The 22,285-nt window shown below is 44.1% G+C and carries 19 protein-coding genes; 3 read left to right on the forward strand and 16 right to left on the reverse strand.

Features of this window, described 5'->3' with window-relative positions:
* Positions 1 to 15: 15 nt before the first annotated feature.
* The 10 genes from rhaM to ABFV83_RS12130 all read right to left on the reverse strand — a co-directional run bounded on the left by rhaM (position 16) and on the right by ABFV83_RS12130 (position 10,658).
* Entirely contained in the window at positions 16 to 330 is a 315-nt protein-coding gene (gene rhaM, locus ABFV83_RS12085; protein WP_349944120.1) for an L-rhamnose mutarotase, read from the reverse strand.
* Between the two features lie 67 nt (positions 331 to 397).
* The gene (locus ABFV83_RS12090; RefSeq protein WP_349944122.1) at positions 398 to 1,840 is read right to left on the reverse strand and encodes a rhamnulokinase family protein; all 1,443 of its coding nucleotides are present in this window, start codon (positions 1,838 to 1,840) and stop codon (positions 398 to 400) included.
* Between the two features lie 1,057 nt (positions 1,841 to 2,897).
* Positions 2,898 to 3,626, reverse strand: a complete 729-nt coding sequence (locus ABFV83_RS12095) for an AAA family ATPase (protein ID WP_349944123.1) — start codon at positions 3,624 to 3,626, stop codon at positions 2,898 to 2,900.
* A gap of 359 nt (positions 3,627 to 3,985) precedes the next feature.
* Positions 3,986 to 4,801 (reverse strand): hypothetical protein, encoded by an 816-nt coding sequence (locus ABFV83_RS12100; RefSeq protein ID WP_349944124.1) that lies wholly within the window; start codon positions 4,799 to 4,801, stop codon positions 3,986 to 3,988.
* A 554-nt stretch (positions 4,802 to 5,355) separates the two neighbouring features.
* A complete protein-coding gene (locus ABFV83_RS12105) occupies positions 5,356 to 5,583 on the reverse strand; it encodes a hypothetical protein (RefSeq protein WP_349944126.1) in 228 nt (75 codons plus the stop codon).
* Between the two features lie 195 nt (positions 5,584 to 5,778).
* Positions 5,779 to 6,012 (reverse strand): hypothetical protein, encoded by a 234-nt coding sequence (locus ABFV83_RS12110; RefSeq protein WP_349944127.1) that lies wholly within the window; start codon positions 6,010 to 6,012, stop codon positions 5,779 to 5,781.
* A gap of 252 nt (positions 6,013 to 6,264) precedes the next feature.
* Positions 6,265 to 7,092, reverse strand: a complete 828-nt coding sequence (locus ABFV83_RS12115; RefSeq protein ID WP_349944128.1) for a carbohydrate ABC transporter permease — start codon at positions 7,090 to 7,092, stop codon at positions 6,265 to 6,267.
* A gap of 12 nt (positions 7,093 to 7,104) precedes the next feature.
* Positions 7,105 to 8,013: a sugar ABC transporter permease gene (locus ABFV83_RS12120; protein ID WP_349944130.1), complete on the reverse strand. Its 909-nt coding sequence runs from the start codon at positions 8,011 to 8,013 to the stop codon at positions 7,105 to 7,107.
* A 9-nt stretch (positions 8,014 to 8,022) separates the two neighbouring features.
* Positions 8,023 to 9,318 (reverse strand): sugar ABC transporter substrate-binding protein, encoded by a 1,296-nt coding sequence (locus tag ABFV83_RS12125; RefSeq protein WP_349944132.1) that lies wholly within the window; start codon positions 9,316 to 9,318, stop codon positions 8,023 to 8,025.
* 59 nt (positions 9,319 to 9,377) lie between these two features.
* Entirely contained in the window at positions 9,378 to 10,658 is a 1,281-nt protein-coding gene (locus ABFV83_RS12130) for a Gfo/Idh/MocA family oxidoreductase (protein WP_349944133.1), read from the reverse strand.
* Between the two features lie 440 nt (positions 10,659 to 11,098).
* Here ABFV83_RS12130 and ABFV83_RS12135 point away from each other — a divergent pair, with 440 nt between their 5' ends.
* The gene (locus ABFV83_RS12135) at positions 11,099 to 12,043 is read left to right on the forward strand and encodes an AraC family transcriptional regulator (protein WP_349944135.1); all 945 of its coding nucleotides are present in this window, start codon (positions 11,099 to 11,101) and stop codon (positions 12,041 to 12,043) included.
* A gap of 80 nt (positions 12,044 to 12,123) precedes the next feature.
* On the forward strand, positions 12,124 to 14,025 hold the full coding sequence (locus tag ABFV83_RS12140; protein ID WP_349944137.1) for a DUF5696 domain-containing protein: 1,902 nt from the start codon (positions 12,124 to 12,126) through the stop codon (positions 14,023 to 14,025).
* Here the strand turns inward: ABFV83_RS12140 and ABFV83_RS12145 are convergent.
* From ABFV83_RS12145 to ABFV83_RS12170, 6 genes are all read right to left on the reverse strand, one after another.
* On the reverse strand, positions 14,022 to 14,984 hold the full coding sequence (locus ABFV83_RS12145) for an AraC family transcriptional regulator (protein WP_349944138.1): 963 nt from the start codon (positions 14,982 to 14,984) through the stop codon (positions 14,022 to 14,024). The two genes, ABFV83_RS12140 and ABFV83_RS12145, sit on opposite strands and share 4 nt — an antisense overlap.
* Before the next feature lie 17 nt (positions 14,985 to 15,001).
* Complete coding sequence (locus tag ABFV83_RS12150) at positions 15,002 to 15,862, reverse strand: hypothetical protein (protein ID WP_349944140.1); 861 nt, start codon at positions 15,860 to 15,862, stop codon at positions 15,002 to 15,004.
* The gene (locus ABFV83_RS12155; RefSeq protein WP_349944141.1) at positions 15,855 to 17,303 is read right to left on the reverse strand and encodes a PLP-dependent aminotransferase family protein; all 1,449 of its coding nucleotides are present in this window, start codon (positions 17,301 to 17,303) and stop codon (positions 15,855 to 15,857) included. Before ABFV83_RS12155 ends, ABFV83_RS12150 begins: the two co-directional genes overlap by 8 nt.
* A gap of 113 nt (positions 17,304 to 17,416) precedes the next feature.
* The gene (locus ABFV83_RS12160; protein ID WP_349944143.1) at positions 17,417 to 19,090 is read right to left on the reverse strand and encodes a glutamine--tRNA ligase/YqeY domain fusion protein; all 1,674 of its coding nucleotides are present in this window, start codon (positions 19,088 to 19,090) and stop codon (positions 17,417 to 17,419) included.
* A gap of 142 nt (positions 19,091 to 19,232) precedes the next feature.
* Positions 19,233 to 19,508 carry a GNAT family acetyltransferase gene (locus ABFV83_RS12165; RefSeq protein ID WP_349944144.1) on the reverse strand — a complete coding sequence of 92 codons (276 nt, stop codon included), beginning with the start codon at positions 19,506 to 19,508 and terminating at the stop codon, positions 19,233 to 19,235.
* A 217-nt stretch (positions 19,509 to 19,725) separates the two neighbouring features.
* Positions 19,726 to 21,423, reverse strand: a complete 1,698-nt coding sequence (locus ABFV83_RS12170; RefSeq protein WP_349944145.1) for a L,D-transpeptidase family protein — start codon at positions 21,421 to 21,423, stop codon at positions 19,726 to 19,728.
* Between the two features lie 238 nt (positions 21,424 to 21,661).
* Here ABFV83_RS12170 and ABFV83_RS12175 point away from each other — a divergent pair, with 238 nt between their 5' ends.
* Positions 21,662 to 22,183, forward strand: coding sequence for a hypothetical protein (locus ABFV83_RS12175; RefSeq protein WP_349944147.1), 522 nt, complete (start codon positions 21,662 to 21,664; stop codon positions 22,181 to 22,183).
* Positions 22,184 to 22,285 lie beyond the last annotated feature (102 nt).

Below are 22,285 nucleotides of genomic sequence, written 5' to 3' on the forward strand. Positions count from 1 at the left end.
TTCTTATGATCTGTTTCAGTCCAAATGAAATACTGGCTTTAAGCCAACGGAAACCGGACTGTTGTCCGGGTTGGTTTTCATGATGTCAGCCATGTAATCCCACCATTTCCGGTTGATTGGCGTGTCTGCCGATTTTGCCCATTTCTCTTCATCCTGGATTTCAATGTATCCGTAAAGGACATTGGTTTCCTGGTCTAAGAAAATAGAGTAATTATGTCCCCCGTGCTGGCTGATCATTTCCTTCATTTCCGGCCAGAGCAGATTGTGCCTTTTCTCGTATTCCTGGGCCATTCCTTCATTTAAATACATTTTAAAAGATTTTCTTATCATGCGATTTCCTCCATTTTATCCATGCTTTTTGGACATAAAGGGATACCCGAAGGGTATCTCCTCCATTTCATGACAGCTTATTGCCTGGCTTATACTTCTTTATATCAAAGGACCGGTATACTGCTTCCCTTGCCTGTTTTAAGCCTTCAAATTCTCCGGCAGCCAGCATCTGAGCCAAAAGATTTCCAATAGCAGTGGCTTCTCCCGGTCCGGCATAAACGGTCCGGCCTGTGCGGTCTGCCGTCAGTTGGTTTAAGTACTCTGCATTTGAGCCTCCTCCTACCACATGGATGTCCGGATAGGTTTTTCCAGTGATGGATTCCAGCTCCTTCACCGTATTACCGTAACAGTCTGCAAGGCTGTTGTATATGACTGCCGAAATCTGTCCCGGAGTCTTTGGTACTTCCATACCAGACCTCCCGCAGAAATCCTGGACCTCCCGGATCATGCTCTCCGGAGCCAGGAATACGGGGTCATTGCAGTCCACAATGGAGGGAATCCCTTCTTCAGAAGCCATCCGGCAAAGCTGTGCAAAGGAGTACGCCTCTCCCTTTTCTTCCAGCTCCTTTTTCACAGACTGGATCATCCAAAGGCCCATGATATTTTTTAAATACCGGAAATGGTAATCATAGCCGCCCTCATTGGTGAAATTTGCTTCCATGCTTTTAACGGAGCAATCTGCCTTAGGAAGCTCTGTTCCCATCAGGGACCAGGTTCCTGAACTGATGTAAAGAAGATCGCCCATGGAGTCCTCTCCGTCTGGAACCAGGGGAACCGCCATAACGGCAGAACCAGTATCATGGGTTGCCGGAAGGACCACCTGGCAGGAAAACCCTACTTCCTCCTGGGTAGCCTTTGTCAATGGTCCCACCGTTGTTCCCGGCATGGACAACTCCCCAAACAGCCCTTCAGACAGGCCCAGCTTCCGGATCAGTTCATAATCCCAGGCTCCGGTTTCCCCATTGACCAATTGGGTGGTCGTTGCATTTGTATATTCCTGCTTTTTCACCCCTGTCAGCAAATAGTGGAAATAATCGGGTATCATAAGGAAGGATTCCCCTTTTTCCAGATATTCCGGAGTTTCTTCCCTGACAGCCATGAGCTGGTAAATGGTGTTAAAGATCTGCTTCTGGATACCGGTTCTTCCATATAAATCTTTTAAAGAAATGATCTCATATAATTTTTCATCCATTCCCTTTGTTCTGCCAGCCCGGTATCCTGCCGCGTTTCCCAGCATCCGGTTCTCTCCGTCCAAAAGGACAAAATCCACAGCCCAGGTATCGATCCCCATGGCTGCCGGGATCTTCCCCAGCTTCCTGCACTGCTTCATGCCCTCTTTGATTTCGGAAAATAAGGACTCCACATCCCAGCACAAATGACCATCCTTCCGTTTCATACCATTGTTAAACCGGTAAATTTCCTGAAGGACCAGCTTTCCTTCCCTTACGTTTCCAAGAATATGGCGGCCGCTGGATGCGCCGATATCTACGGCAAGATAATACCTCTCCATGTAAACCACTCTCCCATTGTTTTCTTCTTTGCCCACGCCCGTTGGGCATAAAGGTATACCCGAAGGGTATTTCTTCTTCTATAATAATGGATTTGTTCAAAAAAATAAGGACGCTGTTTATTTAAAACAACGTCCTTATTTGCATTATAGGCAATGCAACACCTATGTTTACTACATTTTGCCACCCACTACCTGCTCTTAATTTGTTGATTGACGCCAATTTTACACCAAATGATATGAAAATAAAGAAGGACCATCGTCTTTAATGGCCCCCTCATACTACGCAATTTTTATGAACTCCTGTATCTTCTGAATTTCATTTTTTCGCTTCTCTTCCATGATATGCGTATATCTGTTTATCATTGTAAGGTGAAGAAGACGAATCCATTTTTTAATTCCCCACTTACAACGAGTAATGAATGGCAGTGAAGGAATGGCTATTGATATGTGCATGGAATCAGAACAATCTGAATAAGAATCTGACTCAAGAAATTATCTATATGTAATTTAATACTTAATACGTAACTTAATTCATATATTTCTTGAATCTTGCTACCAGATATGCTATATTAGAATTACAAAAGGAACAACCGCCCACAAGGGGTTGACCCGAATTAGGATAGAGAATCCACCCGTACCGGTCAAGTATCAGGGTGGTTTTTCTTATGTATTGTTACTTACTAAACGTAAAAACGAACGTAAGTAATGCCAGAAGGAAAAGACCAAAGGTCATAAGATCTTTAAAGTCGAACTTCATTAGCACCACCCCCATTCTATCAAAGAATGAGGTCAACACACCCTGCACTCTTTCACTAACCATAAAATTGTTGCCGGCTCAGCCCATGGTACGAACGGAAGGGGTATTAATCTGTCCCCCCGATTTAGCACTTCTTTCCCTTCTGGCCTGTTGCGACCGTCGCAACTCCTCCCGAACCGTTTCAAGCTGCCGCCTATGCTCTGCCATTTGTTACCATTGATTAATGCATTGAGTTCTCCGTGGGATATACAGTTATCGACAGCCCTTAAATAATGACTTTTATAAAACTAAAGTCAAATTTCATAGCAATCTTTTCAGTAGGGAATCTCTATGATTCACAAAAAGACTTGTTATTTGATAACTCTCCGTTGAATAATAATCTATTGGTTCGATTGTACTACCATTAAAAGACAAAATTTCAGCACTGGGTATTCCTAATAAAATTGGAGAATGTGTGGCAATAATAAATTGAGTACCCTTTTGGGATAAATGATATATTTGTTCAAGGACCGTTAATTGACGTTGTGGAGACAATGCGGCTTCTGGTTCGTCCAATATGTATAAGGAGTTTGGGTAAAATCTCTCTAATATCACATTAAGAAAACTCTCTCCGTGCGATTGATCATGAAGAGAGCTGCCACCATAAGAATTGTAATAAGAATCTTCGCCCATACTATATTCGTCTGCTTTACTTGCGACATTATAAAAACTTTCAGCACGCAAAAAAAAGGCATCACACACCTTTCTAGGCCCTTTGTATAAAGTAATAGCATGATGTAAATCAGAATGCGTATTTTGAGTAGAAAAATTAAAATTTCTACTTCCCCCTTCAGGATTTAGTCCATAGGCAACAGCAATCGCTTCGAGTAAAGTAGATTTACCCGAACCATTTTCTCCAGTAAACAAAGTAATTGATTTATGTAAATTGATTTGACTCAGATTCCTTAAAAAAGGTATTGTTTTCAAATAAGAATCTGGAGAAATTTTATCCCAGCTAATTTTTATTCCAGATATAAACAGTGAATTCATATTTATCCCCAAATATAAGAAAAGGGAGCCAGCAGATCCCCATACTTATGGTTACGTGTTTAATATAACAGACGATTTTTACCAAATCAACATTAAAACACCAAATTACTGAAAACTCAATAAAAGATTAAGAATCAAACAGTAATCCATAATATATATATAAAACCATTACATAAGCAAGTGAGTAATCTACGGAACAACGTCCCTTTTGACAGCTTCTTTATTTTCACCTATATGCCGGTGCTTTATTTGCTGGATCAACGACAACTTTTAATCTTCCTATTGTTGAAACACGCCGTAAATACATGGGCTTGTGACATTCTTCAATACTATGCCGTATTTTAATTAAAATTATGTCCTTATTTGGGTAATGCCAGGCGGGAATATATCTTCTTTAAAGAATACAGCACCAAAGGCATTATATAAAACAAAGGATAGGAATAATTCAGTACTATATGGTACAATTTGTTGATATTAGCTGTATAAAAGGAACTATTGAAGCAGTTTAGCATCTTATCAAAATATATTATTCCTAAATATTGTACAATAATAAAAGTTCCTCCCAGTGCAAGATATTTTTGACAGGTAATTTTCTCCCTGAATAAAGCAATTCCACCAACACATATGGTTCCATATATTAAGATTGGAAAAAAAAGATCGATATAAGTGTTCCTCAACATTAATTGATCCATAATCTTTTCAGCTATATCCGCCTTTTCGGAATATTGCATATCTTCCGTGAAAATGGTCCGGGTTATTATGGTCAGCTCTTTACTTCTCACCCCCTCAATAACATCTCTAAAGATATATAGATTTATACTTCGTAAAACAGTGGGCAATAACAACAGGAATAAAATCATTATATCAACCTTGGTTAAACCATTTTTTGTTTTGTCATTCTTACTTTTTATTGCATAATACACTAAAAAAATTACATATAGGATAGAAAACACATGGCTGACCATAATATCATGAAACACTACATTATTTAAAGCTATATTATAATATTTCAATAATAACTCAAATTGATATACACCTGCAAATTGCAGCAATATAAAAATTCCAGAAAAAAGCCATATTTTTTCCAGTGTATAATCTTTTTTTATTAATTTATAAATTCCAAGGATAACTGCAGCAATGAGCAAAATGCAAAAAAGGGTACAAAGAACAGCCATTCTTTTTTCCTTATCATACTTTTTTCATAATTCATAAGCAACCTCTCTATTAATATATGGCAGCGCATGGTTTTTACTATTCAAATCACCTTAAGTTTCTGGGATCTTATCCCCGAAAAACCTGTACCATCCTTTTTTCCTCCTGATGACCAGTTCTTTTATTTCCTTCTCTGCCAAGTCCGGTTGAAAACCGATTCAAACTCCTTAAGTCACTTTCCACTACCAAATATATTAAATGGTATTACAATGACAATGGTATCTCAAAAATACTTTTCCAAACTAATAGTACTTCCTTTTGGATACCATTGTCAAATAAATATACTACTTTACCCCCCAAGCCTCTCCACCTATGGCAGCAGTTCTGGCTCACATATTTTCACCCCAAATCATGCCACCGTATTCAAATTTACCAGTAATCACCATCGTTGACCTTCCACTCTCTAAAATCTTCAAATCCGACTCTTTAAGCCAGGAAGTTTTTAAGTTTATACCTATATCCCTCCCCCACACAAAAAAATATGCCAAACACCCAATGAGGATATTCGGCATATAGACTATTCTTTATTGGTAAGTATATCTTTTAATTCTGATATCGACATGTTTCTCTTTTCGAGAATAGCTGATATTTCCTTGAATTCTTCCAATTTAATTTCTTCTTGTATTTGTTTCACTCTTTCTTCCTGAGTCTTAATAGAAGTCTTATATTGCTCTATGGCATCTTGAATATTTTTTTGTTCTTCCCGTAGTTTTTCAAGCGATGATTTACGTACACCTCTAGGCATAATGGCCCCTCCTTATTTTACCCCAAATCGTCTCGGCTTTGGCCGACACAAAACGATTAATAATGACAACTTTTAATTGTAGTATTGTTGAAAAATGCCGTAAATATGTGTGTTTGTGACATTCTTCGATACTATGTCGTATTTTAATTAAAACTGCGTCCTTATTTGCATATCCTCTCCAGTCATCCAAGCATGTTATTCTGCCTTTGATGAAACAAGCAACTCCTTTAAATCCATAATTGACATTTCATGCTCGTCCAATATTGTTGATACTTCCTTAAATTGTTCCAGCTTAATCTTCTCCTGAATCTCTTTCTCTTTTTCACCCAAAGTTACCAGATTGTTCTTATATTGCTGAATTGTTTCCTGGACCTCTTTTAATTCTTGCTGAAGTTTTTCAAGTGGTGTCTTTCTTACTCCTCTTGGCATACTGGTTCTCTCCTTTACAGAAATATTTTATCAACCATATATTACCAAGTATATGCAAAATTCCTTTTGTTTATTACTTTATGGTTACCATTGTTGAAAAATCTTCGGGGAGAACTTTTATAGAAACCTTCTGGTTTTAAAGGTCCTTTCATGGCTTAATCAAAAGAAAAGGAAAGCAGATAATATCCGCTTTCCTTTCCCTGTCTCAAATAACTCTTTTCACATTCTATAAAACCTTTCGATACCGGTTCTTTACCCTTTTACTCCCGTGTGGGCCACTCCTTCTATAAATTGTTTCTGGAAAACAAAAAACAAAACAATCATTGGAATGACAGCCAGAACAGCGCCTGCCATCTGTGCCGGATAATCATTAAGATGCTGCCCCTGCAGGGTGGAAAGAGCGGGAGCCAGGGTCATTTTTGTTGTGCTGGTATTGACGATCAAAGGCCACATAAAATCATTCCAGGCAAACTTTGCCGTGAAAATCACAAGGGCCACGACCCCTGATTTCACCAGAGGCATCATGATCTTAATTAAAATCTGGAATCTGCCGCACCCGTCAAGTATAGCCGCTTCCTCCAGCTCATCAGGAAGAGATAAGAAAAACTGCCTCATCATAAAGGTACCGAAGGCGCTGAATAAGTTGGGCAGAAAAAGGGCCGGCATGGTATCTAAAAGCCCCACCTTTTGTATGATAAGATACTGGGGCACCAGAAAGATCTGTCCCGGAACCATCAGAACGGAAAGCACCACCAAAAACAAGATATCTCTTCCCGGAAACCTAATCCTGGCAAAGGAATAAGCAGCCAGGGTGCAGATCATTACCTGCCCTGCAACCGTTATGACCGTGGAAAATATGGTGTTCATATATATTCTTCCAAAGGGAAGTGCGGTCAGAACATTATAATAGGCCTCTGTAACAAACCGTTCAGGCAGAATCGTGGGCGGGATTGCCATGGACTCTCCCTTTGTTTTAAATGAGGTGCACAGCATCCAAAGAAACGGAAGCGCGGTTATACCGATTCCTGCAATCAGAATCAGGTGGGTCAATAGCTTTTTATAACTGCTTGTTCTTTTCATCCTGCACCCCCTTTAGTCGTAATTGACCCATTTTCTCTGTCCTATCATCTGAATCACCGTTACCAGCATGATAATAGAAAAGATTAAAATGGATATGGCTGCTGCATAACCTTTGTGGCCATAATCAAACGCATTGCGGTAGAATATCATGACCAGGGTCTGGGTACTCCGATAAGCCGTATTTGCCTTACCAACCATCATGTAAATGGTGTCAAACACCTGAAATCCGCTGATGACAGAAGTGATCAAAACGAAAAATATGGTCGGGGACAGCATTGGAACCGTGATCTTGAAAAACTGGCGGATACCGCTTGCGCCATCCACAGCCGCCGCTTCATAATAGGACCTTGATATCCCCTGCATACCGGCTAAAAGAATGATCATGTTATAGCCTACGGTTCCCCAGATCCCAACGATCATAACCATGAACAGGGCTGTTTTTGGGTCCGTGATCCAGCCGTGAGGAGAAAGACCAAGGGCCTTTACAGCCGCATTTAAAAGGCCGTACTGCTCATTATAAATCCATCTCCAAACCATTGCCACTGCAGCCGACATGGTTACAGAAGGCAGAAAATAAATGGTCCGGTAAAAGGAAGTTCCCCTGATTTTAGTATTGAGCAGGGCCGCTACAAACAGGGATAAGGCAAGGCCTAAAGGAACGGTGATCCCCACGTAGAGAAGTGTATTGCCAAGAGCCCTCCACAGTTCTTTATCTTTAAACATTTCTATATAGTTGTTAAGACCATAAAAGGTGGCTACATTGAATTTATTCACTTCATTAAAGCTGAACCAGAAATTCTGAATGAAGGGGAAAATGTAAAATATGAAGATTCCAAGCAACAGAGGTGTTATAAATAAATACCCCTCTCCCCATTCTTTCCATTGCCGCTTTGCTATTTTCTTTTTTGTCGTACCCTGCATTTCATACACCTACTTCTTATTTTTTGCCAGAATCGCATCTGCATCCGTCTTAAGCTGTTCGCATACATCTGCCAAAGGCTTCTCGCCGGAATAGGCTGCCTTTAATGCCTCTAATTCCACATCATAGATCTCTGCCACGGATTTGCACACAGGAAGGGGATTTGCTTCACTGGAATGATTGGTGTAAGCAGCCAGGTTTAAATCCTTGTTGGAATCGGCAAAATACTTCTGGGCATCATTCCGTGCGGAAATGACCACGCCGCTTTCGCCCTGGATCTTCATAGCCTCTTCACTTCCCAGCCACAATGCAAAATCTGCTGCTGCATCCTTATTTTTACTTCCTGCAAACACCGCATAGCCAAGTCCGTTGATGACATTTGGCTCTTTCCCGTTAAATTCCGGGAATTCTACCAGGTTGATCTTGGTGTTAATGGCATCATTGGAAGTATACTCCGGCGTCATATAGGAACCTGCCAGAACCATAGCCAGAGAGCCGCCCCCAAACATGGCATCAGGAAGAGTTTCTGATAATGCGGCTGCTGTCGGCGAATAGCCTTCCTCAAGCAGATCAATCCAGCACTGGATTCCTCCCTGGGTCTTGGGATCTGTATAACCGGTCTCAGTTTTGTCAGCATTTAAAATCCAGCCTCCATTGGCATATACGGTGGGGTAATACCAGGTCTGGAAGTCAATGGGGCAGGCAAAGGGATACACTCCTTCGTCAAGTCCAGCAGCCTTTAAGTCCTTACAGGCCGCTGCAAGGTCATCATAGGTCCAGTCATCGGTAGGATATGCCACTCCTGCCTTATCAAAGATTTCCTTGTTATACCACAGGGCATTGGTATCAAAATCCTTTGGTATGGCGATCTGCTTATTCTCAAAGTTATATGACTTTACAAGTGCTTCCGGGAAATTCTTTTCTAAATCCAGGTCTGATTTTTTCAAATAATCATTTAAATCAAGGAGGATTCCTCCGTCATAATAATCCTCTGCATGGAGTACATTGAGCCAGAATACATCCGGCGCTGTTCCACCTGTTGCCGCAGCCTCCAGCTTGGTCCAGTATTCTCCTCCCTTATAAGGTGTAAGCTGGATATTAATCTTTACATTTTCATGGGTTTTCTCGTATGCCTGAATCATGGATTCCATGACCGGACGCTGCTTTTCATCCCAAATTCCAAAGCTTAAGGTGGTAGCACCTCCCTTGGAAGCACTGCCTCCGCCTCCACATGCGGTAAGGCTCATTGCCGCCATGGCAAATGCCATTCCCATTGCCAGCACTTTGAATCCTCTCGTTTTCTTCATAAATTGCTCTCTCCTTTTTTATTGATATTTTAAAAGGTATATTTCTTTCAACCTTTCATTTAACGAATATCCTCTAAATGAATCAGTTTTCCTCCCGAAAGTCTGGACTGTTCCGCCGCCAGGGCAATATAATGGCTTTCCATTGATTTTTCCAATGTGGTCATGGAACGGCTCGGTTCGGTTCCTTCCCTGACCATATCAAGAAACTGCTCCACCATCCGGTTGTCGCCGCCGGCATGGCCGGAAAAGTCATCGGATAATTTGGAAACGTCTATGGTTTCCTTTTCTTTTCCAAAAGGCATTACGAATATGAGATTGGAATGAAGGTTGGCCTCAATTTCTCCCTTTGTTCCCATAAATCTGGCGAACCGGGAATTTTGTTCCGTGCAGCCTGTCATGGTAAAGCTGATGGTAGAGCCGTCTGTCATATCCAGATTTACTACCTGATGATCCACCACATTGTTGTCGCAATGGTACACACATCTTCCATAAGGTCCGGTCTTTATGGCTTCCATAACCGATTCTTCCGTAGGGTGAAGAGTCAGCACGTTGCATGGCCAGTCAGATTTGCCATGGGCGATGCCGGTCTTTTCATTGGTTATGTAAATCTTTTCCGCATCAAAGGGACATTCTGCCTTGGCAGCGCATCCATCCAGACAGCGTTTTGCCGCACCCTCCGGCGCTTTTTCCTCCTTGAATAAATAGGTGCTTCCAAAGGAGGTGACGGACTTACAGGCCTTTCCTGTCAGCCACAATAAAAGGTCCATATCATGACAGCATTTTTGAAGAATCATGGGGCTGGTTTCCTCTGAATTTCTCCAGTTTCCCCTGACAAAGCTATGGGCCTGATGCCAGTAGCCTACATTTTCAATGCCCATAACAGTGACCACATCCCCGATCACACCGGAATCAATAAGCTCTTTTACCTTTGTGTAAAAAGGCGTATAGCGCAGAACATGGCAGACTACCACCTTCCGCCCTCTCTCACTGGCAGTTTTTAAAAGCTCCCTGCATTCGTCTAAATCCGGTGAAACAGGCTTTTCCAGCAAAAGATCATACCCCTTTTCAAGAGCCGGGATGGCATGGCCCACATGTTGTCTGTCCTGTGTGGAGATAAACATCACATCAGCAAGCCTTTCCTGTTTTAACATCTCCTCTGCACTGGAATAGCACCGTTCCTTTGGAACCCCGTATTCTCTGGAAACCTCTTCCACCTTTGCCTCATCAATATCCGCTATGGCAGTGATCTCCATTTTTTCAGGAAGCAGCTTAGCAACCGGTGCATAGGTATCCTTTCCTCTGCTTCCCAAGCCCGCAAGGGCAACTGTAATCCTTTTCATGTTATCTTCCCCTTCCTATATCATGAACATACGGTTCATGACCGGCATTCAGCCTTCGCGCCGATGAGCAGGCTCCTCTTTGCTCTCCTGCGCTCGTTATCTATTGATTCTGTCTTCATTATATAATGAACCAGGAGGATATGCTTATACTATTATCCAGACTCATTGCCAAATTCCTTATTTTTTTCGTTATTATGCACAAATTAAATCAGAAAGTATCCCATCATTACGGTATTTTCAACAGAATCCTTCTAAAAATACAAAAAGAGGCATCCATACGAATCGATGAATGCCCCCATTGGCCGGATAAATATTTTTCTCTATTATACACTCATACTATAGTTTTGAATTACAGGATTGTCCTGTCTTGTTATCAAATTAACCAATCTTGCCAGCAGCAGCATTTCATGCTACCATAAATGCCAAAGGAGGTATTTCAAATGGCATACTGCAGCACAGCGCTAACCATAGAATTTGAAATCCATGAGATCATAACCGTCCACTATTTTGAATACATGAAGGATTTTGTATTTTCAGGGGAATCCCACGATTTCTGGGAGTTCCTTTACGTGGACAAGGGCGAGATCACCGTACAGGCAAACCAGTCTATCTACCATTTAAAGGCTGGGGATGTGATTTTTCACAAGCCAAATGAATTCCACGCCTTAAATGCGTCCGGAAACAAGGCTCCCAATCTGGTAGCAATTTCCTTCCGCTGCTCCAGCGAAAGCATGAGATTTTTTGAAGAGAAATCCTGTTCCTTAAATCAGGAGGAACGTTACCTTATTTCCATGATCATTGCAGAGGCAAGACAGGCTTTTTCCACCCCGCTTCACATCCCTTCTGTGGAAAAGGTGGAGTTAGCCCCTTCCCCGCCCTTTGGAGCTGCCCAGCTCATCCTTTTATATCTGCAGATTTTCCTGATCCATGTGAAACGGAATCATTTTGGAGAAGACAGCACGCCCATTCAAGCGGTTCCAACCGAGCCCATGGCTCTTTCCTCCAATTCCAGCCATTTGGATCAGATCATTCAGTATATGGAGTTTCACATTTGCGAACACCTTTCCATAAAAACCATTTGCGACGAATTCTGCATAAGCCGTTCCACCCTTCACTCCCTGTTTCACAAAGAGAAAAACTGCGGGGCAATCGATTATTTCAATTTTATGAAAATCGAGCGTTCCAAGGAGATCATGCGGGATGGCAACATGAATTTTACGGAAATCGCGTATTTCCTTTCCTACAGCTCCCTGCAGTATTTTTCCAAGCAGTTCAAAAAAACAACCGGAATGTCTCCCCTGGAATATTTTAAATCCGTCAAAAAATATTCCAATGAAGTCACAAGCGCAAGTAAGAAAAGAAGAGAGAATAATAGGATGATTTGACAAGCTTCCGTGATGATTCCGTAAGGTTTTTTCCTGAAAAAATGATATATTAGAACCATCAATTCAGTGGAGGATCGACAATGCAGGATATTATATTCAATCAAACCACCTTGAGCTTTGAGGAGAGCTCCCTCCTGTTTTCCATAAAGCATGGGATGGCACTTTGGAAATGGGATGCAGAATACAAACCGCGCCTTATGGCCGGCGGACAGACCGTTTATTTTCACGATGCAGCTTCCATTACCCATAATAAATGGAAGACAGGAGTCGGAGAAGGGATCATCAGCCATTACCAGGGCTTCCTGTTAGACGGCATTGATCTGGAACTGGCCTTTGAAACGGTTTCATGGATCGAATATGCCACGGAGGACGTTCATTTTGAATGGATCCCTCTGACAGAAAGCAGCATCCCGGTTTCAGAAATATACTGGCCGGGGTACATGGAATTTGAAAAAGAAAGTGACCGCTGGTATACTCTTTTGAACATCCAGCAGGGGCTTCTTATCCCAAATACCTGGGAAACGGCTCTTGAAAAGCTGCCCTTTGACGGCATGATGTGCACAGCGGGCTCATATATGCCCTGGTTTGGGCAGGTAAAGGACAAAGAAGGTTACATAGCCATCTGTGAACAGCCCTGGGATGCCGCCTATTATGCGGAGCATCCGGCAAAGGGTCCTTATACCCACACCGGCATCAAATGGTTTCCAAGCCTTGGCAGAATGAACAGCCGAAGAACCCTGCGGTATTCCTTTCTGTCGGACTGCGATTACAATGATATCTGCAAGCATTACAGAAGCTACGTAAAGGAGCAGGGTACTTTCTGTTCCCTGAAAGAAAAAGCTGCCAAGGCACCTGTTCATAAGCTGGTTGGCGCTTCCTTCATCCATAAGGGGATCAAAACCCAGGTCATGCCGGATTCCCGCTTCTTTGACCCGGAAAACCCGGACAAAAACAACCATGTATACAGTTTTGAGAAAAGAACCGGCGAGATCCGGCACTTCCACAGGGATCTGGGCATTAAAAAGCTGTATCTCCATCTGGATGGCTGGGCGGAGCCAGGCTATGACAACCAGCATCCCGACTATCTTCCTGCCTGTGAAGAAGCAGGAGGCTGGGAAAAGATGAAGGAGCTTGCAGATACCATGCACAAATATGGATATTCCTTTGGCATCCACGACCAGTACCGGGACTATTACCACAGGGCCAAAACCTTTGACCAGAATTTTGCAGCCCAAAAGCCTGATGGAACCCTTACGGAGCATGCCAACTGGGCAGGCGGCCCCCAGACCTATCTGTGCGCCACCCAGGCTCCCTATTATGTTAAAAGGAATTTTACTGAGGTTAAGAAAAACGGAGTGGAATTAGACTGTGCCTATTTAGATGTGTTCACCTGCAACGAGCCTGACGAATGCGATCACCCCTGGCACCGGATCAACCGGAAGGAATGCTTAGACTACCGGAGCCTTTGCTTTGAATACCTGCTTTCCCAGGGGATCCTTCCAAGTTCCGAGGAAGTGACGGACTGGTCTGTAAGAAGCCTTGTGTTCTGCCACTATGCCCCCTATTCCTTTATGATGCACGAGCCGGGAGCTGAGCGCCAGGGAATTGCCGTACCTCTCTTTAACCTGGTATACCATGACTGCCTGATCATTCCATGGATGATGGAAAAATATGAAAAAGAAGATTTCATGCTTTACGCCCTTTTAAACGGCGGCGCGCCGTATTTTATCCGGGACGGGGCTTACGAGAACATTGACGGCTCCTTTGGCGGCCATCAAAGCCTTTCAGAAGAGGAAATGGCAGCCCGCTGCAAAGTTGTTGCTTCTCTTCACGAAAAGGTCGCCATGTGTGAAATGCTGTCCCATGAATTGATTGACGGAGATCCGCTGCGGCAGCGCACCACCTTTGCAGGCGGTACTGCAGTGGAAGCTGATCTCCTTCGCGGGACCTATGAGATCAAAACAGGGCAGGAAAGGGCCTAAGAATTTAACGCCCTGTATTCCTTTGGTGACATTCCGTAATAATTCCGGAAGATCCTGTGAAAATAGCTGGTATTATCATACCCAATGGCTATGGAAATGTCAGTCACGGAAAGCCTGGTATTTAAAAGAAGAACAGAAGCCTGATTCAGCCGCTTTACCTGTAAAAGTTCCTTATAGGTCCGCCCGGTCAATCGCTTTATGGCCCGGCTCAGCCAGTAAATGTTATAATTAAGGAGGGCCGCAAGCTCAGTCAGCTCTCCCTCCTTATAATTTTCATCAATATAGGTAAGCACCTGAAATATAAGCTTCTGTTCAAAGCTCTCCAGGGTATGGCTGATCTTATCCGTATGATGCATGAGATGAAGGAACAAAAGCTCCATGGTGATCTGATTGATGCTCTTTTTATTGGGCTGGTCGCTTAAAAGGGTCCACACCATGTTTTCTACCAGATTCTGTACGGTCAGCACATCTGCCACCTGGAAATGCAGGCAGCTGGCATAACGGGTATCAGAGCAGAGACAGCCTACCAGGAAATCCCGTAGCAGGTTTTCTTCTTCTCCCATCATTTCAAAGGCAGTATCAAAAAATTCCGGCAGGATGATAAAGTTTATTCCAATATCCTCCTCTCCTGCCGGAAGGATCTCCTGGGTGGCATGCTGGTTTAAAAACAGCAGCTCCCCTGTCTTTAAAACCACCTTTTCCCCATCAATAAAATGGACTGTTTCTCCTTTGCACATATAGATCACTTCAATATAATTATGCTTGTGCCTGGGAAAATGGACGAACCTAGTGTGAGGCCTGATGCTGATCATTTTCCCGTGTTCCAGCATCTTTTTGCTGTCAATGACCAGCTCCTGCCCCTCGGTATACCGGTTGCGGTCAATTTCCGTCCGTCCATTCATGATTTCCCGTTCCTCGTCTGTAATGACTCCCAGACGGTCTAAGATTTCCTGATTCACCCGTCAAGGCCTCCTTTTTAAACATAGGGAAACAGGATCAGATTTTTCCACCTGACCTCTCCCATGGCGTTTTCTCCCAAGGTATAGGCATGAACATCATCATCTTTTGCCATCAGCTTGTAAATAACGGCCCCGGAGCTGTCCATACCCTGAATCCATCTTTCATCCTTTACGATCACGCCATCAAAAACCTGAAACTGCCAGACAGCAATTTCCCCTTCTGCATTGGTGCTGGTATAGGTAATCTCTCCCTGCATCAGATCATCTTTAAAAACAGCCCTTTTTGCATTGAGCTTTGTGACATCCTTTGTTACTCCGTCATAATAATTATAACCGCATTCGCCATTTCCGTTCATCTTTCCGCTGACCCATGTCCCATAAGAGTAATCGTAGCGTTTCCCCTCCTCCAGTTCAAGAATCTGCAGGGCCGCACATTCTCCCTCCGGTTTCCCGTAATCAAAACTCCCGTAAAAAACCGTGGAAGCCTTTACAAATACCAGGCCTTTGCCGGAGGATATTTTCCCTCTCATGGCCGCTCCATCATACATGCAGGGAAACTCCTTCCAGGGGATGTCATAACTGTTTAACAGCCTGGCCGCTCCTTCTAAGTCTCCCTGGTCAAATAACCAGGTGAGCTGGGTTAAGAACTCCTTATCCCCGGGAGAAAGGATTATCTCATCTGATAAGGTCTCATTCAAAGGCATGGCCATGGCCCTTGGTTCCACCTTCTCTGCCTCTGTAATATCCTGGTTGGGTTCTTCCCCATTCCTTATACTGCCTGCCACGCTAAGCAGAAGCAAAAGCACCGTAATAAGTCCGATCCAAAGGAGGACGTGAAGATTTTCCCTCTTTCCCTGATCCGTCCATTTTTCAAACACAAAATCCCTCCTTCCCGTCATATACGGACCAGGCCTGGCAAAGAAGCGCAAGTCCTGTCCTTATCTCTTCTTCCGTAAGGCTTGCAAACCCAAGGATAATGGTGGAAGGATAGGCACCAGGCTGTTCATGGATAAAGTCTCCCGACATGCCATAGACCTTAACCCCGGATTTTGCCGCCATGGTTATGAGCAGGCTTTCCGCCCGTCCCTTACGGTCCGTTAAAAGCAGATGGAGCCCGGCATGCTCACCTCTGATTAAGAACTGGCTTTCAAAGGGTTTAAGCCCTGCCGCCAGTGTATCATGCTTTGCCTTATAGACCGCCCTCATCCGGTTCAAATGGCGTTCGTAGTGTCCCTCTGCCATAAATTGATAAAGGATGTTCTGGTCAATACGGGATACCGTGGAAGCATAGAAATTCATCCGGTCCCGGTAAACAGCCAAAAGTGGGCCTGGCAAGACCATATAGCTTACACGGATGGCCGGGGCAATGGATTTGGAAAAGGTTCCGTAATAAATCACCCGGTTTCTTCCGTCCATTCCCTGTAACGCAGGAATCGGCTTTCCCTTGTATCGGAATTCACTGTCATAATCGTCCTCAATAAGATACCGCCCTTCTTTTTCATAAGCCCAAACAAGAAGCTCCTGTCTCCGTTTTACCGGCATAACGATACCGGTGGGATACTGGTGGGAAGGCATGACATAGGCGATATCTGCCCCGCTTTTTTCCAAAAGCTCTATATCCATGCCAAAACGGTCCATGGCAACGGGAACCACCTGGTATTTTAAGCTGTCAAATACCCGGTATGCCTGCTTATACGTAGGGTTTTCCATGGCAATTACCCGGTCGGTTCCAAGGATCTGGGACAGCAGCATCAAAAGGTATTCACTTCCGGCACCTACGATGATCTGCTCTGCCTGACAGTTTACCCCGCGGGCGGAATGGAGATAGGAACGGATGGCCTCCCTGAGAACCGGTTCTCCCTGGGGATCTCCCGGCATGAACATCTCCCGGTTATCATCTACAAGGGTATTTTTCGATATCTTCCTCCATGTATTAAAGGGGAATGCACAAAGATCAATACCCCTTGGAGAAAAATCCACCTTCCACTCCGGGACATTTTCCCTGCCAAAGGGAGAGGAGCCAAGAAGAGAAGGGATCTTATCCCTTTGCTCCTGCCCGGTATGCACCAGATTCTCGATCCTGCATACAAAATACCCCTTACAGGGAACAGCCTCAATATATCCTTCCGATAAAAGCTGTTCATAGGCCATCTGGGTGGTACTGCGGCTGACCTTTAAATTCTCGGCCAGCCTCCTTGTGGACGGAAGGCGGGTGGCCGGCCTTATATTTCCTTTTTTTATTTCCTCTTTGATGTAGCTGTAAATCTGGCTGTAATAAGGTGACCCAGACTGGTTTCTTAAGGGTATCATTAACTCCATGGAAAAAACTCCCCCTTTCCTCTTTCCCGGATATGAAGAAATGCCACACGTCCCCTGTTCTCCCGGCCATGCAGCATTCTCCTCATTTAACCGGCCCTTCGGCCTGTCAAAGGTTATTTTGTTATTTTAAATGAACTCTTTAATGAAACGATCCGATTAAATACCAGATGGTCCGCCCCGCTGTCCTTGCAGTCAACGCAGAAAAATCCGTTTCTCACAAACTGGAAGCTGTCATAAGCTTTTGCACTTAAAAGGCCTGGTTCCACATAACAGTTCTTTAAGATCGTCAAAGAATTTGGATTTAAGTTTAAGCTGCCGTCTTCATTAAGCTTTCCTTTTTCTTCATCCACAATGTTTTCATACAGACGGACTTCCGCCTGTACTGCGGTGGAGGAAGCTACCCAGTGAATCGTTCCCTTTACCTTTCTGCCTTCAAAGCCTGAGCCGCTCTTTGTTTCCGGGTCATAGGTACAGTGAACTACAGTGACATTGCCGTCTTCATCCTTTTCACAGCCTGTGCAGGTTACAAAATAGGCGTTCATCAGGCGGACTTCATTGCCTGGGAAAAGGCGGAAATATTTTTTAATGGGTTCTTCCATAAAATCTTCCCGTTCAATGTAAAGCTCTTTCCCAAAGGGAACCTTTCGCTCTCCTAATTCAGGATTTTCCATGTTATTTGCAACATCCAGATACTCTACGGTATCCTCAGGATAGTTGTCGATGACCAGCTTAATGGGATCCAGGATGGCCATCATTCTCGGCCTTTTCAGCTTTAAATCCTCACGGATACAGTATTCAAGCATGGCATAATCCACGGAGCTGTTAGCTTTTGATACACCTACCAGATCCACGAACATGCGCAGGGCCTCCGGCGTATAGCCTCTTCTTCTTAAAGCTGCAATGGATACCAGGCGGGGATCATCCCATCCATCAACGATCCCATCCTCAACCAGCTTCTTGATATAGCGTTTTCCCGTTATCACATTGGTAAGATACAGCTTTGCAAATTCAATCTGGCGGGGAGGAGCCACGAATTCACACTCCTTAACCACCCAGTCATAAAGCGGCCTGTGATCCTCAAATTCCAAAGTACAGATGGAGTGGGTGATGTGCTCAATGGCGTCCTCAATGGGGTGGGCAAAATCATACATGGGATAAATGCACCACTGGTCGCCGGTGTTATGGTGGGTCATGCGGGCCACACGGTAAATGACCGGATCACGCATGTTGATGTTGGGAGATGCCATATCAATCTTGGCGCGGAGAACCTTTTCCCCATCCTGATATTTGCCTTCCTTCATCTCTTCAAACAGCTTTAAGTTCTCTTCCACGCTGCGGTTCCGGCAGGGGCTTTCTTTACCAGGAGTCTTAAAATCTCCACGGTATTCCCTGATTTCCTCTGCAGTCAAATCACAGACAAATGCCTTTCCCTTCTTTATTAAAAGGACAGCACAATCATACATCTCCTGAAAATAATTGGAAGCAAAGAAAAGGCGGTCCTCAAAATCAGCTCCCAGCCACTTCACATCTTCCATGATGGATTCTACAAATTCTGTCTTCTCTTTTGTCGGGTTCGTATCATCAAAACGGAGGTTGAACTTTCCACCATACTTCTGAGCCAGGCCATAGTTAAGTAAAATCGATTTTGCATGTCCGATATGCAGATAACCGTTAGGCTCAGGTGGAAATCTGGTCTGCACGTGATCATAAACACCTTCTGCAAGATCCTTATCTATCTCCTGTTCAATAAAGTTTTTAGAAACCACTTCTTCTTTATTCTCTTCCATTTCTCTTCCTCCATGTCAGTAATCCCAATATTACACTATCATACCATACTTCATCCATTTAGAAAAGGGGGAAAATGCAGCGAAAAACCGGGCTTTTTGTAATGGTCCTGCCATGCCATTCATCATTTTTCGGATAGAAAATTCATTTTCTTGCGGCCTTTTCCCAGACCGGCCGGTTTTCCTCATACTTCTCATTGATCCAGTCCACGACCTGCCCCCTTCCCTCTTCCGTAAAGGGAAAAGCTGCTCTTATTTTCTGCTCCTCAGGAGTGGCTTCATAGCAATAAGGTTCCGGATATACGGCAGCAGAAAACTCCTCTTCCTCCTTTTTGACCCAGTAACGCATTCCCTTCATGCTCCCGGTGTAAGCCTCTTTTTTAAAAAACTGCATGGGCACGAAGGTATCTTTATTAAACATTTTATTCTCCTCCTTACATATAGCTTTGATCTATTGAAACCCTATACCAGTATGATGCCATTGTCAAGAAAATCCTTTGTTTCATAATAAGAATCTGCTTTACAGACTCTCACGCCGGAGCGAGGCTGCCTTTGCAGCCACTTTTCCATGATATAAAACAAAAGGCCGCGGTGCCGGCTCGTATAAATAGCCGGTACCGCAGCCCAGGGGCTTTGCATTACTTATGCGCGCCAGGCCCTGTTTTCTTTTTCTCTGAGCGGGTGGAAACTCCAGGCCCGATCTCGCCTTCTTTGGAAGGAGCGCTTGTTGAAATCTCTGTCTCCGGTTCCTTGGTTGCAGGAGGAGCCGCTGTAGTGGGAGCCGCTGTGGTGGGCGGAGCCGTTGTCGGTGTTTCCGTAGGCTTTGCTGCGGTGGTCGGCTCTGTGGCCGGCTTTGTCTCTCCTGGTTTGGAAGTTCCGTTAGAGGCTGTCTGGGATTCCGTTCCAGGCAAATGATAACAAAGAACAGGAACCCCTGCTGCAATATTCTCAAATATGGTCTTTGCCACTGCCGGGGGCAGATTGACACAGCCGTGGGAACCGCTGGTCTTATAGATGGTTCCGCCAAAGGTACTGCGCCATGTGGCATCATGGAGGCCGATATTTCCGTTAAATGGCATCCAGTAAGACACGGGAGTCCTGTAAGTTTCTCCCTTTAGGGTGGCATCCCTTTGCTTATAGGTAAGAGGGAACACACCGGCAGGAGTGGACCACCCCTTTGACTCATTGCCGGATACGAAATCCGATTCCACCAAAAGCTTTCCGTCTTTATAAAAAAACAGGTGCTGGGCCGTTAAGTTGATTTCCACATACGTGTTGCCGAAATCAGTGTCTCCGTGGCTGGCTGCCTTTTGTTTGTAGACAGGCTCTCTCACCAGGCTTTGACCGGAACGGATCAGCTCCGCCAGCTCATCCGCCTCGGCGCTTTGATCGATTTTCCAGCCATAGCTGCCTCCAGTGATCCTTACGTTCTGTCCATAGGAGGTCTTTAAGTTTTTAGCCCTTGTGGACGTATCATACTTGGAAGCCAGTTCTTTCACATATGCGGTAACTGAGGAGCTGTTTAAATAAACCTTGCTATCCTCTCCGATCCCGATCCATTTGGAGATCGTATCACCGTTTAACACCTTTTTTTCATTTCCAAAGCTATATGTAATTGTGGCATTGGCATATTTATTCAATGTCTGCACCTGGGCGATCAGCTGCGGATCGTCAGACGGAATCTGGGGCTTTACGTAAGCATCAAACTCTTCCAGGGATATTTCCGGCTTTAAATTTATGATAGCCTCGGAAATTACCGACTTCACCTTTTCCGGATCAAGCTGGTTTCCTTCCTTAGCAGGAACGATTGTGTAGCCCTGTCCCGATACATAATCGGACACATGTGCATTCTCCGGCTTTTCCACAAGCTCATCCTTTAAACAGGCCAGGCTGGAAACAGCCGATTCATATTTGTCCTGGTCATACTGTATCATAGTCCCTATATCAAATTCCTGGGGCGTTTTCCTATGTTTCAACCATTCATAAGTCTTCTGGTCTGCCAAAAGCTTTTCAAGGCTTCCGTCAAAAACTGACTCAAGGCCGATATCCCTTCCCTTTATTTCTTCTGTGCTTCCTCCTCTTTCCCCGATTGACAACACATAGTCATCAATACCGGAAGTAATTGACTTCTTTACTTCTTCTATGGACTTCTTTGAAGCGTCCATTCCATTGATCGTGGTGTTGGGGAAAAACACCTTCTCATACTGCCTGCCTATCTGAAGATAGGCCAGAGCAGCAATCAGCGCCGCTGCAGCTACAGTCCCGCTTCCAATTGCTGCCCAGCCCCTTAATCCAAGTGGCTTTTTCTTCCTGCTGCGCGGTTTTACATTTTCCATTAATTTCCTACCTCTTATCAGCCTATTCGTTCAGAATCCATTATACCTTAAAACCGCGAAATTTGTCTAAATTTTATTGGTATATTTCTTGACATTTTTATTACGATTTCATTTTCCCCTTGTTTCCTAAGGCATATAAAGATTCCTGAATTCCAGCTTTCCACGGTGACAAAATATTTCATAATACCCCCGCAGTCTTCATAAGATAAAATTAAGAATGATAAAAAAGGATTCCTTTATGGCACGCTATACCCCTGTCTACGGATCAGTAATGTCCGTCAACCCTTTAAGGACCTCCTCTGCCGATAAAAGCTGTACTATGATCATTTCCGTAATGAGCGAGAGCCTGGGACAGACCAACTTTATTGTCACTCCCCAAACCTATGTTGTTAACCAGCATACCTTTAACCCCGGTGATACCATTGTGGCCTTCTATGATACACAAGCGCCTGTTCCCCTCATTTATCCGCCTCAGTACACAGCAATCATCCTCGCGGAAAACATAGATGGGTATGAGGTTGTTTTTGATTATTTTGATGAAAGTCTGCTAAATTCATCAAAAACCCTGAAGCTGAGCTTAAACGACCTAAGTGAGACAACGATCCTCCTTTCCAACGGCCAGACCTTCTTTTATAATCCTGGCGGCCATTTTCTTCTTGTCTTTTATGCGTTTACCACCCGCAGCATTCCGGCAGTCACCACTCCCCAGAAGATTGTGGTCTTCTGTGCTCCAGAGAGGAGAACCCAGGCAGGCCCCTGATTACGGCATAAAACAAAGAGTCTGCCAAAAAAACACCTGGCTTCAAAGGAATTCCTCTGAGCCAGGCGTTTCTTGCCTTAACATATTAACGAAAAAGCCTGT

Source organism: Lacrimispora sp. BS-2, from assembly GCF_040207125.1.
Lineage (GTDB): Bacteria > Bacillota > Clostridia > Lachnospirales > Lachnospiraceae > Lacrimispora.